This window comes from Pantoea rodasii (assembly GCF_002095465.1).
GTDB classification, from domain to species: domain Bacteria; phylum Pseudomonadota; class Gammaproteobacteria; order Enterobacterales; family Enterobacteriaceae; genus Pantoea; species Pantoea rodasii.
Genome location: NZ_MLFP01000003.1, coordinates 335,222 through 347,261, shown reverse-complemented (window position 1 = coordinate 347,261; position 12,040 = coordinate 335,222). Strand labels below are relative to the sequence as shown.

Sequence of the window (12,040 nt, the reverse complement as noted above, 5' to 3'; positions counted from 1 at the left end):
GCAGAGAGTATGAAGAAGATGTTGGATTATATGTGAAAACGCATCAATTATTGCTCCGCCAAAAGTGCCGCTTGCACGGCTGGTCGCGCATGAATGCGATGATAATGCGCGTGCAGTGCAGGCCATTGTGCTAAATCGATCGCGAAGAATTTGCACCATCCGCAAAGAACATACAGATAAATATCAGCCAGACCGAGGGTTTCGCCCTGTAAAAACAGGCCTGGCCTTAGCGTATTTTCTAAATAAGCAAAACGTTGAAAAAGACGCTGTTCAAATCCCTCACGTACCGGCTGGGGTAAGGCACGATTAAACAGCGGCGCCATCCCTGCATGCAATTCCGTGGCAAGAAAATTGAGCCATTCCAGCAGCCGGATGTAATCCATCCCGCCGGGTGCCACGCACAGCGGTGCGGTGGGTTGTAAACTGGCGAGGTACAACAAAATCGGGGGGCCTTCCGTCAGGATCGAACCCTCATCTATCTCCAGCGCAGCGACATAACCCTTGGGATTGATGTGATAAAAATCCTGTCCGTCTTCGGTCTTTTTTGACTGGTTGTTGACACGTACCAGCGTGAAAGGCAGAGCCAGTTCACGCAGAACGATATGTGGCGCTAATGAACACGTATCAGGGGCAAAATAGAGTTTCATCGCAAATCCTGGTTGCTGTTGTCTGCATGCATCTTGCTTACGCGCACGTTGTCAGTAAAATTAATGTTCAATTACCTCATCATTAGCTGAGCTACTGACATGATGAATCTTACTCATTGGCGGCTTTTAGTCGCGGTCGCCGCGCACGAGAACTTAACCCGTGCGGCGGCCGCCATTGGCATGACGCAATCAGCCGCCAGCCAGGCCATTACGCAACTCGAAAAATCCCTCGGCGTCACGTTGATCCATCGCAGTCGTATCGCCATCTCCCTGACGGAGGTAGGCCGTGAAGTGGTGCAACAGGCGCAGCAAATGCTTGATCACTTAGACGCTATTCGTTCGCTGGCTCACCAGACGCGGGGTCTTGATCAAGGTCGCGTGCGGTTGGCGTGCTTTCCTTCGGTGGTGTCAGTCTTGTTACCTGATTTGATAAAGCAGTTCGCGCACGATTTTCCCGGCGTCAATTTGAGTGTCATTGAGGGCAGTGACGAGGAAGTCGTCACCTGGCTGCAGCGCGATGAGGTGGATGTGGGCGTGGTGTTAAATCCTCGACTTGAAGATAACGCCATCCTGCTCGGGCAAGATCGCTGGATGGCGCTAATGCCTGCTCAGCATAGACAGGTACGCAGCCACCGCGCGGGTATCACGCTACAGGAACTCCATCAGCAACCTTTCATTTTGGCCACCGGGGGTTGCAAAGTGAATGGTGAGAGCCTGGTGGAAGCCGCGGGATTAACGTTAACCGATGTGCGAATTACGGTGCGAGATTGGGCCAGCGCGTACGCGCTGGTGAAAGAAGGCATGGGCGTGGCAATAGTGCCGGAATCCACGTTACCCGATAACATGACAGGCGTCGTTGCCATGCCAATCCAGCCGCTCACGGTGAGGCGTTTTGGTTTGGTTCGCGCTGCGGGTCGGGAAGTTTCGCCCGCGCTGGACGCCTTTTGGACATTTGCTGCCCGCAGCTTTGATTAATCCGTTCACTGCGCGGGCGGCGTGCCATCACGCTATGTGATGCAATGTCTCACCTACAGCGTCAAACAAACGATCCAACTCGGCAGGCTGTGTAATGAACATCGGGCCAAACTGCAATGTATCGGCACCGAAGCGCACATAAAAGCCGGCTTTCCACAGTGCCATCCCCGCATCAAACGGGCGAATGGTGGCATCGCCGTCGCGCGGAGCAAGCTGGATGGCTCCCACCAGCCCGCAGTTGCGAATGTCGATGACGTTCGGGCAATCACGCAGCGCATGCAGTGCATGAGCGAAATGCGGTGCCAGCTCGGCGGATTGCGCAATCAGCGCCTCGTTTTCCAGCAAGTCCAGCGTCGCCAGGCCCGCCGCACAGGCCACCGGATGGGCAGAGTAGGTGTAGCCGTGAGCAAATTCCACCGCGTGTTCTGGCAATTTTTGCGCCATAAAGGTGCGGTAGATTTCGCTGCTGGCGACCACGCCACCCAGCGGTACCGCGCCATTGGTGATCTGCTTGGCGAAATTAAGGATATCAGGCGTGACGCAGAAGTATTCTGCGCCGCTCCAGCGGCCCATGCGGCCAAAACCGGTAATGACCTCATCGAAGATCAGCAAAATATCGTGCTGGGTGCAGATATCACGCAAGCGTTGCAGATAGCCTACCGGCGGGATGATGGCACCCGCAGAGCCGGAAAGAGGTTCAACAATCAAGGCGGCGATGTTGGAAGCATCATGCAGCTCAATCAGTTTGAGCATCTCATTGGCCAATGCCACACCGCCGGTTTCGGCCTGCCCAGCAGTGAAGGGCAGTTCGGCTTGCAGCGTGTGCGGAATATGGTCAACGTCCATAAACTGGCCAAACATTTTGCGATTGCCACCAATACCGCCAAGGCTGGTTCCGGCGATATTCACGCCGTGGTAGCCGCGGGCGCGACCAATAAATTTCGTTTTCGCCGGCTGGCCTTTGATACGCCAGTAAGCGCGTGCCATTTTCACCGCGGTATCCGCTGACTCCGACCCCGAACCGGTAAAGAACACATGGTTCAGATCCCCCGGCATATGTTGGGCAATCTTGTCTGCCAGCTGAAATGACAGTGGATGGCCGTACTGGAAGCCGGGCGAATAATCGAGTGTGCCCAGCTGTTTCGCTACCGCCTGCTGGATTTCACTGCGACAGTGTCCTGCACCGCAGGTCCACAAACCGGAGAGGCTATCAAAAATCTGCCGTCCTTTATCATCGGTCAGCCAGCGTCCCTGTGCAGAGACAATGAAACGCGGATCGCGCTGGAAGTTACGGTTGGCAGTAAACGGCATCCAGTGCGCTTGCAGATTGAGATCGGTAGTGTTGACAGCATCAGACATGATGTTTCTCCAGACGGGTGTATGAAGAGTTTGCATTTAACGGTTAGTTAAGTTAAATCCCTATTAATTCATCTTCAGTTATTGATTTACTCACCTATATGAAAAGCAAATCGCTCGCGCAGGTCACCGACTTTGATCTCAAATTATTACGCCTGTTCAAAACCGTTAATGAGAGCGGCAGCTTCTCTGCGGCAGAAAGTTTGTTGGGGATGACGCGTTCGGCCATCAGCCTGCACATGGGCGATCTGGAAAAACGTCTGGGTATGCGATTGTGCCAACGTGGGCGGGCGGGTTTTGCGCTCACGGATGAAGGGCGTGAAATCCTGCGCCATAGCGAAAGTATGATGGCGGCTATCGAACAGTTCCGCCTGCAGGTTAACCAGATGCACAAGCAGCTGCGCGGTGATTTGAATATCGGCATTATCAATAATCTGGTCACCCAGCCGCAGATGAAAATCACCCATGCGCTGGAAAAATTACATCAACTGGGGCCTGATATTCGGCTAAACATCAGCATGATGACGGCAGCTGAGATTGAAAGAGGGCTGATGGATGGTCGTTTGCACGTCGGCGCGCTGCCGCAGACAGCACCGATTTCCGGGCTGGATTACCTGCCGCTTTACAACGAAAAATCGCAACTGTTCTGCAGTGATACTCACCCGCTCTTTACGCATTCACCAGACGATGAACAATTGAAGCAGTGCGATGCTATCGCGCCCGCCTTCCGCATGACAGCAGAAGCTATCGCCATGCACCAGAAGCTCAACTGCAACGCCACGGCGACCGATCGTGAAGGCATCGCCTTTTTGATCCTCACCGGGCGCTTTATTGGTTTTTTACCCGATCACTATGCTGCGCAATGGGTAGAAAAAAGATTGATGCGCGCCATTGCACCAGAACGCTTTCATTTCACCAGTAAAATCGCCGTGGTCACGCGGAAAGGGCGGAGCCAGAATGCCATTCTTGAGCAATTTCTGCAGGCGCTTGAGCGGGAGTGAGTTTTACCGCAAGACGTTAAATAAACCTGTTACTAGTTACAACATACTTTCTGCACCCTACTGAGCGCAAATTTTGACATCGGTGCGCACTGCGTTGACCAGTATTGAGAGGATCGGTCGTCACTAGCGACGACCTTGCAGTGCAGACCGCTACCCATCTTCGTTTAAAGCGCCACAATCACCACGCCGCGCGCCTTGCCGGAACACGCATCCGCCAGCGCTTGGGGCGCAGCTTCCAATCCTTGATAGGCGCTGGCGGCAAAATGCATATCACCCCAGCCGGGCTGCGTCAGTTGATGCATCCATTGCGTAAACGCTTCCGGGTTCTCATCGGCGCTGTAGCCTTTTAAGGTGACGCCTTTAACGATCAGGTCAAAGCCGTCGATTTCAACCGGCGCAATTTTGCTGGAATGACTCGCGGCTAACTCGGCGGAAAGGGCACCCAGCAGTACATAACGAGCGTGTTCCCGTGCTTGTGATACCGCCGCCGCTAATTGCTCTCCGCCGACGATATCCACCAACACATCAATTCCTTCTGGCGCGGCGTGGCGCAACTGCTCGGCAATCGGGCCCTTGCCGCGCTCGATGGTCGCGTCATAACCGAGCTGCTGGCACATCCATAGCGCTTTATCAGCTGAACCGGTGCTGCCAATGACTCGCGTAGCACCTAATTTACGCGCGATTTGTCCAGCCATCGAACCGATAGCGCCTGCACCGCTGGAGACAAAGACCGTGTCGCCATCGCGCACCGAAATCCCGTGCGTCAGGGCAGCATAGGCTGTCCAGCCGTGACCGAGGTAGGCCGCTGGATCAAGTAAGGGTTTGGCTAATCGCACGCACTGCTGCTGCTCGACCCACGCATGCTCGCGCCAGCCGTAAGGGTGCATCACCATATCACCGGCAGCAAAAGCGCTGTTAGCAGGGGCACTGATGACCTCACCTATCGCAGCATCCGCCAGCGTATCGCCGATTTGTAAAGGTGGGAACGGAATGCCTTTTACCGCTTCAGCCTCAACACTCATCATTAAACGGGTTGAGATAGACACGCGGAACCAACGATTTTAACCAGCAGTGGACTGCCTGGCGGTTTTGGCAGTGAGGTTTCCACCACGGTAAAATTTTCGCTGGCGGGCATGCCCTGGCTGCGTTGTGCAAGGCGAATTTCCCTGCTGTGCAAATTTTCAGGTAACATCACGGTTTTCCTCCATATGTGAGTGAATACTCGTATTATCAGGCGGAGGGTCCTTAATGAATACTCGTGTTACTGACGCATCGCGTTCGATGCGTAAAGCACCACGCCAGCGCCGTTCGCAGGTGATGGTGGACATTATTTTGCAGGCGGCGGCTCGCGTCCTGGCAAAGAGTGGCTGGGCAAAGTTCAATACCAATGAAGTGGCGCGCATTGCGGGCGTGAGTATTGGCTCGCTGTATCAATATTTTCCTAACAAGCTGGCGTTGGCGGAGGCGATACGTCAAAAACATCTGGCGGCCATTCTGCAGGTGCTCGCAGAGGCGGCAACAGAAGACGTTTCACTGGTGGCACGGATTGATCGCTTAATTGAGGGCATTATTGCGGCGCATTTGATCGATCCCAATTTGCATCGTGTCTTGCTGGATGAGGTGCCACTTTCGGAACGTCATGCTCATGAAGATTTTGAGCGTCAGTATGCGGCGTTTTATCTGCAGTTTGTGGAGCAAACATCAGTGAGCGATTCAGCACGTGCACCTGTAATGGCTAAAGTGCTGGCCTCTGCCGTGGAAGGGGTGGTGCATGATGCGTCGAGACGCGATGAACTGGGTGCAGAGGATATCAAGACCGAGCTACAGCGGTTGATTATGGCCTATCTGCAAAGCTAGCGGGAAAAGAGCAGGGTGACGAGATGCCACCCTGGTATAGAACGGTTAAGCGCGCTTAGGCTCGCGGCGTACCGGCAACTCTCCAGCGACGAAGTAATCCGCTTCGCTGCGCGGCAACGGCTGACGACCACGAATGTTATCCGCAATCTTTTCACCGATCATGATAGTGGTGGCATTCAGATTGCCAGTAATGATCAGCGGCATAATCGATGCATCCACTACGCGCAGGGCCTGCAATCCATGCACACGACCTTCGCCATCCACCACCGCCATGTCATCACTGCCCATTTTACAGGTACCGCACGGGTGATAGGCGGTCTCGGCATGGTTACGCACAAATTCATCCAGCTGCTCATCCGTCTGGCAATCGAGGCCCGGACTGATCTCCGCACCGCGATAGCGATCCAGCGCAGGCTGATTGATGATCTGACGCGTGATACGAATCGCATCACGGAACTCATGCCAGTCCTGCTCATGCGCCATGTAGTTGAACAAAATGGCAGGATCACGACGCGGATCGCGCGATTTAATCTGCACGTGCCCACGGCTTGGTGAACGCATCGAACCCACGTGGCACTGGAAACCATGCGCTTCCACGGCGTTGGACCCGTTGTAATTGATCGCCACCGGCAGGAAGTGATACTGGATGTTCGGCCAGGTAAACTCTTCGCGGCTGCGGATAAAGCCACCGCCTTCAAAGTGGTTGCTGGCACCGACGCCCGTCCCGTTGAACAGCCATTCGGCGCCAATCTTCGGCTGGTTCCACCATTTCAATGACGGATAGAGTGACACCGGCTCTTTGCACTCGTACTGCAGGTACATTTCAAGGTGATCCTGCAGGTTTTCGCCGACACCCGGTAAATCATGTACCACCGGAATATCAAACTTATTCAGCAGCGCAGCAGCGCCCACGCCCGAACGCTGCAAAATTTGCGGCGAGGCAATTGCGCCCGCGCACAGCAGTACTTCACGACGCGCATGCACCTGATGTGAGCTGTTGCTGGATCCTTGCAGATACTGCACGCCCACTGCACGTTTACCTTCAAACAGGATGCGATCGGTGGTGGCATGCGTGACGATCTTCAGATTCGGGCGCACTTTGGCGGTATCGAGATAACCGCGCGCGGTGCTGGATCGGCGGCCTTTCGGCGTGACAAAGCGATCCATCGGGCCAAAACCTTCTTGCTGATAACCGTTCAGATCTTCCGTGCGCGGATAGCCTGCTTCAACACCGGCTTCAATCATCGCGGCAAACAGCGGATTGTTATCGGGTTTGCAGGTGGTGATGCTCACCGGGCCTTCGCCACCGTGATAGTCATTGGCACCGATATCGCGCGTCTCGGATTTACGATAGTAGGGCAGGCAGTTCAGGTAGCTCCAGCTTTCCAGGCCAGGCTGTTGCGCCCAATTATCAAGATCCATGGCGTTACCGCGGATGTAGCACATGCCGTTAATCAACGATGAGCCACCCAATCCTTTACCTCGTCCGCACTCCATGCGGCGATTATTCATATGCGGTTCTGGCTCGGTTTCATACGCCCAGTTATAGCGTTTGCCCTGTAACGGGTAAGCCAGCGCTGCAGGCATCTGTGTGCGGAAATCGAAGCGGTAGTCAGGACCACCAGCTTCTAAAAGCAGCACGCTGACGCTGCTATCTTCGGTCAGTCTTGTTGCCAAAACGTTCCCTGCGGATCCGGCTCCGATAATGATGTAATCAAATTCCATTAGTCGCTCCTCAGGTTAAAGCTGAATTAAAATACGGACTGAAAACGGGATAACTCGACCTGCACCGATTTCACCTGGGTGTAATTTTGCAAGGTCATCAGGCCATTCTCACGGCCAATACCGGAATGCTTGTAGCCTCCCACCGGCATTTCTGCGGCAGACTCGCCCCAGGTATTGATCCAGCAGATCCCCGCTTCGATCTGATGGATAACGCGGTGCGCACGGTTCAGGTTTTGCGTCACCACGCCCGCGGCCAGACCGAAATCGGTAGTATTGGCGCGGCGTACCACTTCTTCTTCGCTCTCGTAGGTGAGGATTGACATCACCGGCCCGAAGATCTCTTCACGCACAATCGTCATTTCGTCACGGCAGTCGGTGAACACCGTTGGTTCGACCCAGGCACCCTGGTCGAAATCTCCGCCGCTCAGGCGCTTACCGCCGCACAGCAGACGCGCACCTTCGTTGACGCCGGATTCGATATAGCGCATCACGTTGTCGCGATGTGGGAAGCTCACCAGCGGACCAAAGTTGGTGGCCGGATCGTTAAGATCGCCGGCCTTGATGCGGGCAACACGCTCAACAATTTTCGCTTCAAACGCGGTCTGCAACGCGGTCGGGATGAATACGCGCGTCCCGTTGGTGCACACCTGACCTGAGCTGTAGAAGTTAGCCATCATCGCAATGTCGGCCGCCAGATCGAGATCGGCATCATCGAAGATAATCAGCGGCGATTTCCCGCCCAGCTCCATGGTCACGTCTTTCAGCGTTGAGCCCGCTGCGTTGGCCATCACTTTCTTCCCGCTGGCCGCGCCGCCGGTGAAGGAAACTTTATCAATGCCCGGATGGTCAGTGAGCAGTTGGCCGGTCACCGCACCGCGGCCGTTCAACACGTTGAAGACGCCCGCAGGCACGCCGGCTTCGGTGTAGATCTCCGCTAATTTCAGGGCGGTCAACGGGGTGACTTCACTTGGCTTGAAGATCATCGCGTTGCCTGCCGCCAGCGCTGGCGCGGATTTCCACAAGGCGATCTGAATCGGGTAGTTCCACGCGCCAATACCGGCCACTACGCCCAACGGCTCGCGGCGGGTATAAACGAATGCGGTATCACGCAGTGGGATCTGCTGACCTTCCAGCGTCGGGATCAGCCCAGCGTAGTATTCCAGCACGTCGGCACCGGTCACGATATCCACATATTGGGTTTCGCTGAGGGGCTTGCCGGTATCGAGGGTTTCCAGCGCGGCTAACTCGTCGTTGCGCTCACGTAGAATATCCACCGCACGGCGCAGAATGCGTGAACGCTCCATGGCGGTCATGGCGGCCCAGATCTTCTGGCCTTTTCTTGCGGCTGCAACGGCGCGATCTACATCAGCCTGCTCGGCTTCGTGGACATCGGCCAGCACTTCGCCATTGGCCGGGTTAATGGTCTGGAAGGTGTTGCCTGCGTTGGCTGCAACAAATTGACCATCGATATAAAGCTGCTGTTCTGTGAATCGGGACATGATTCCTCCTTCCTCAGTGATTCAGTGCGCCAGCGAGTTGCTGACGAATAAATTGGGTGGTGAGCGTTTTCGCCACATCCAGATTGAACGGCTTGCCACTCAGCGCGGCGCGCAGCCACAAGCCATCGATCAGTGAAGCCAAACCGTGTGCTGCCAGGCGCGCCTGTTCACGCGGCAGCTCGCGCCGGAACTCGGCGGCGAGGGTCGAAAACAAGCGACGGCTACTGACGCGTTCTAAACGACCGAGCTGCGGTTGATGCATGCTGCTGGCCCAGAAATCCAGCCAGGCTTTCATCGCCGCGCTGTGCACCTGCGTGTCATCGAAGTTGCCTTCAACAATCGCCAGCAGGCGCGCTTCCGTGTTGGCCTCAGAAAGCGGTTTTAACCGGAAGGCGACGGCATCACGCAGCTGGCGCGTGATGTCGCGCATCGTGGCTTCCAGCAAGCCGTTTTTGTCTTTGAAGTAGTGACTGATGATGCCTGTCGAGACGCCAGCACGGCGCGCAATCTGCGCAATCGTGGCGTCATTGATCCCTACTTCGTTAATGGTATCGAGGGTTGCATCAATCAGTTGCCGACGACGAATCGGCTGCATTCCCACCTTTGGCATGACTCCACTCCACCACAATGTCAGAGCACCATTAAAACTTTTTTTGATTGCACGTTCAATATAAAAAAGAATTTTGTTAGGATACTGTGCTTCGATTGTTACAAAAGCACAGCGGTGAACCGGGCTATGCGGGACATCGTCAGTGAAAAGCACGGTATGGAGGGAAAACAGGGGAACCAACAACAACAAGGCCTGGTAAACGGGTCACGCTAATCCATTGAGTTATTACAGGAAATTAACCAGAGGTCATCGATGATTAATCCACCTGCCAGTGAAAAAGACAGAATCAATCCTGTGGTGTTTTTTACCTCAGCCGGACTGATTCTGACATTTTCACTTGTCACTATCTTCTACAGCGAACTCGCTGCCAGCTGGATCCAAACCGCAGTTAACTGGGTTACTGCTACCTTTGGCTGGTACTACATGTTGGCTGCCACGCTGTACATCGTGTTCGTTATCTACATGGCGTGTTCACGCTATGGCGCCATCAAACTCGGGCCTGAGCAATCCAAACCGGAGTTCAGCTTACTAAGCTGGTCAGCTATGCTGTTTGCTGCCGGTATCGGTATCGATCTGATGTTCTTCTCGGTCGCCGAACCGGTCACGCAATACATGCAGCCGCCGGAAGGTGCCGGACAAACCATGGAAGCCGCCCGCCAGGCGATGGTGTGGACGCTGTTCCACTATGGTGTCACCGGCTGGTCGATGTATGCGCTGATGGGCATTGCGCTCGGCTACTTTAGCTATCGCTACAATCTGCCGCTCACCATCCGGTCTGCGCTGTATCCGATTTTCGGCAAGCGTATTAACGGCCCAATTGGTCATACCGTGGATATCGCGGCGGTGATCGGCACCATCTTTGGTATTGCCACCACCTTAGGTATTGGGGTTGTGCAGCTCAATTACGGCCTGAACGTGCTGTTCGATATTCCGGAAGGCTTCACCGCGCAGGCGGCGCTGATTGTGCTGTCGGTGATTATCGCCACCATTTCTGTTACGTCCGGCGTGGATAAAGGCATTCGAATTCTGTCTGAGCTGAACGTTGCACTGGCGCTTGGGCTGATTCTGTTTGTGCTGTTCATGGGCAAAACCGACTTCCTGCTGAATGCGCTGGTACTGAACGTGGGCGATTACATCACCCGCTTTATGGGCATGACGCTTAACACCTTTGCCTTCGATCAGCCGCGAGAGTGGATGAACAGCTGGACGTTGTTCTTCTGGGCATGGTGGGTGGCATGGTCACCGTTTGTCGGCCTGTTCCTGGCGCGTATTTCACGCGGTCGTACCATTCGTGAGTTTGTGCTCGGCACGCTGATTATTCCGTTCACCTTTACGCTGCTGTGGCTGTCGGTGTTTGGTAACGCGGCGCTGTATGAAATCATCCACGGTGATGCGGGTTTTGCCCAGGAAGTGATGGCGCATGCGGAACGCGGTTTCTACAGCCTGCTGGCGCAGTACCCGGCCTTTAAATTAAGTGCTTCAGTGGCCACCATCACCGGCATGCTGTTCTATGTGACTTCAGCGGATTCCGGTTCACTGGTGTTAGGTAACTTCACCTCGAAGCTGAAAGACATCAACAGCGATGCGCCAAACTGGCTGCGTATCTTCTGGTCGATCGCGATTGGTGTCCTGACCATGGGCATGCTGATGACCAACGGTATCTCTGCGCTGCAGAACGCCACGGTGATCATGGGTCTGCCGTTCAGCTTTGTGATCTTCTTTGTTATGGCCGGTTTGTATAAGTCACTCAAAGTGGAAGACCATCGCCGCGCCAGCGCCAGCCGTGAAACGGCCCCTTACATTCCAGCCAGCAACGATCGTTTGAGCTGGAAGAAACGCTTGTCACGTCTGATGAACTATCCTGGCACGCGCTACACCCAGCAAATGATGGAGAACGTGTTGTACCCCGCGATGCAGGATGTGGCTAAGGAGCTGGAGTTACGTGGCGGTCGTGTTTCGCTGGAGCGCGTCGAGCCGGAAGAGGGCCATCCGCTAGGTTATCTGGACTTGCGAGTGCTGCTGGGAGAAGAGCAGGACTTCCTGTATCAGATCTGGCCACAGCAGTATTCGGTGCCGGGCTTTACCTATCGTGCACGCAGCGGTAAATCCACCTATTACCGTTTGGAAACGTTCCTACTGGAAGGCAGTCAGGGCAACGATTTGATGGATTACAACAAGGAGCAGGTGATTATCGATATTCTCGATCAGTACGAACGTCACCTGAACTTTATCCATTTACATCGTGAAGCACCGGGCAGCAATATCACCTACCCAAGCATGTAACTTGCAGGACAGCGGCAGAAATGTCGCTGTCCGTGCACAATCCCCGTAGCCAGCTACACTATCAGGCTGCTCTAAAAGGGGAATGAG

Annotated in this window: 11 protein-coding genes; 4 read left to right on the top strand and 7 right to left on the bottom strand. The window is 54.8% G+C overall.

The window, feature by feature from the left end; all coding sequences use genetic code 11:
* Nucleotides 1-47 precede the first annotated feature (47 nt).
* A complete protein-coding gene (locus HA45_RS06070; RefSeq protein WP_100703764.1) occupies nt 48-647 on the bottom strand; it encodes a glutathione binding-like protein in 600 nt (199 codons plus the stop codon).
* 99 nt (nt 648-746) lie between these two features.
* On the opposite strand from HA45_RS06070, the gene HA45_RS06065 reads away from it, so the two are divergent.
* Nucleotides 747-1,622 carry a LysR family transcriptional regulator gene (locus HA45_RS06065; RefSeq protein WP_100703765.1) on the top strand — a complete coding sequence of 292 codons (876 nt, stop codon included), beginning with the start codon at nt 747-749 and terminating at the stop codon, nt 1,620-1,622.
* A 27-nt stretch (nt 1,623-1,649) separates the two neighbouring features.
* On the opposite strand, the gene aptA is transcribed toward HA45_RS06065, so the two are convergent.
* A complete protein-coding gene (gene aptA / locus HA45_RS06060) occupies nt 1,650-2,981 on the bottom strand; it encodes an omega-aminotransferase AptA (protein ID WP_100703766.1) in 1,332 nt (443 codons plus the stop codon).
* Between the two features lie 98 nt (nt 2,982-3,079).
* On the opposite strand from aptA, the gene HA45_RS06055 reads away from it, so the two are divergent.
* On the top strand, nt 3,080-3,979 hold the full coding sequence (locus HA45_RS06055; protein ID WP_100703767.1) for a LysR family transcriptional regulator: 900 nt from the start codon (nt 3,080-3,082) through the stop codon (nt 3,977-3,979).
* Between the two features lie 164 nt (nt 3,980-4,143).
* On the opposite strand, the gene HA45_RS06050 is transcribed toward HA45_RS06055, so the two are convergent.
* Entirely contained in the window at nt 4,144-5,025 is an 882-nt protein-coding gene (locus tag HA45_RS06050) for an MDR family NADP-dependent oxidoreductase (protein WP_244563406.1), read from the bottom strand.
* Nucleotides 5,004-5,171: a hypothetical protein gene (locus HA45_RS27990; RefSeq protein ID WP_244563405.1), complete on the bottom strand. Its 168-nt coding sequence runs from the start codon at nt 5,169-5,171 to the stop codon at nt 5,004-5,006. The genes HA45_RS06050 and HA45_RS27990 overlap by 22 nt, the downstream gene beginning before the upstream one ends.
* Before the next feature lie 56 nt (nt 5,172-5,227).
* Between HA45_RS27990 and HA45_RS06045 the strand changes: the two genes are divergently transcribed.
* Nucleotides 5,228-5,836: a TetR/AcrR family transcriptional regulator gene (locus HA45_RS06045; protein ID WP_100703769.1), complete on the top strand. Its 609-nt coding sequence runs from the start codon at nt 5,228-5,230 to the stop codon at nt 5,834-5,836.
* 45 nt (nt 5,837-5,881) lie between these two features.
* Here the strand turns inward: HA45_RS06045 and betA are convergent, their stop codons facing one another.
* The 3 genes from betA to betI are packed head-to-tail and all read right to left on the bottom strand — an operon-like array spanning nt 5,882 to nt 9,670.
* Nucleotides 5,882-7,561: a choline dehydrogenase gene (gene betA / locus HA45_RS06040; RefSeq protein WP_100703770.1), complete on the bottom strand. Its 1,680-nt coding sequence runs from the start codon at nt 7,559-7,561 to the stop codon at nt 5,882-5,884.
* A gap of 26 nt (nt 7,562-7,587) precedes the next feature.
* On the bottom strand, nt 7,588-9,060 hold the full coding sequence (gene betB, locus HA45_RS06035) for a betaine-aldehyde dehydrogenase (RefSeq protein WP_100703771.1): 1,473 nt from the start codon (nt 9,058-9,060) through the stop codon (nt 7,588-7,590).
* Nucleotides 9,061-9,073: 13 nt separating this feature from the next.
* The gene (gene betI / locus HA45_RS06030; protein ID WP_100703772.1) at nt 9,074-9,670 is read right to left on the bottom strand and encodes a transcriptional regulator BetI; all 597 of its coding nucleotides are present in this window, start codon (nt 9,668-9,670) and stop codon (nt 9,074-9,076) included.
* Between the two features lie 252 nt (nt 9,671-9,922).
* Between betI and HA45_RS06025 the strand changes: the two genes are divergently transcribed.
* On the top strand, nt 9,923-11,953 hold the full coding sequence (locus HA45_RS06025; protein ID WP_100703773.1) for a choline transporter: 2,031 nt from the start codon (nt 9,923-9,925) through the stop codon (nt 11,951-11,953).
* Nucleotides 11,954-12,040 lie beyond the last annotated feature (87 nt).

What these genes read in the sequence shown, in the direction of transcription:
- HA45_RS06070 (WP_100703764.1), bottom strand. Translation starts at nt 647, where the DNA reads ATGAAACTCTATTTTGCCCCTGATACGTGTTCATTAGCGCCACATATC.
- HA45_RS06065 (WP_100703765.1), top strand. Translation starts at nt 747, where the DNA reads ATGATGAATCTTACTCATTGGCGGCTTTTAGTCGCGGTCGCCGCGCAC.
- aptA (WP_100703766.1), bottom strand. Translation starts at nt 2,981, where the DNA reads ATGTCTGATGCTGTCAACACTACCGATCTCAATCTGCAAGCGCACTGG.
- HA45_RS06055 (WP_100703767.1), top strand. Translation starts at nt 3,080, where the DNA reads ATGAAAAGCAAATCGCTCGCGCAGGTCACCGACTTTGATCTCAAATTA.
- HA45_RS27990 (WP_244563405.1), bottom strand. Translation starts at nt 5,171, where the DNA reads ATGTTACCTGAAAATTTGCACAGCAGGGAAATTCGCCTTGCACAACGC.
- HA45_RS06045 (WP_100703769.1), top strand. Translation starts at nt 5,228, where the DNA reads ATGAATACTCGTGTTACTGACGCATCGCGTTCGATGCGTAAAGCACCA.
- betA (WP_100703770.1), bottom strand. Translation starts at nt 7,561, where the DNA reads ATGGAATTTGATTACATCATTATCGGAGCCGGATCCGCAGGGAACGTT.
- betB (WP_100703771.1), bottom strand. Translation starts at nt 9,060, where the DNA reads ATGTCCCGATTCACAGAACAGCAGCTTTATATCGATGGTCAATTTGTT.
- betI (WP_100703772.1), bottom strand. Translation starts at nt 9,670, where the DNA reads ATGCCAAAGGTGGGAATGCAGCCGATTCGTCGTCGGCAACTGATTGAT.
- HA45_RS06025 (WP_100703773.1), top strand. Translation starts at nt 9,923, where the DNA reads ATGATTAATCCACCTGCCAGTGAAAAAGACAGAATCAATCCTGTGGTG.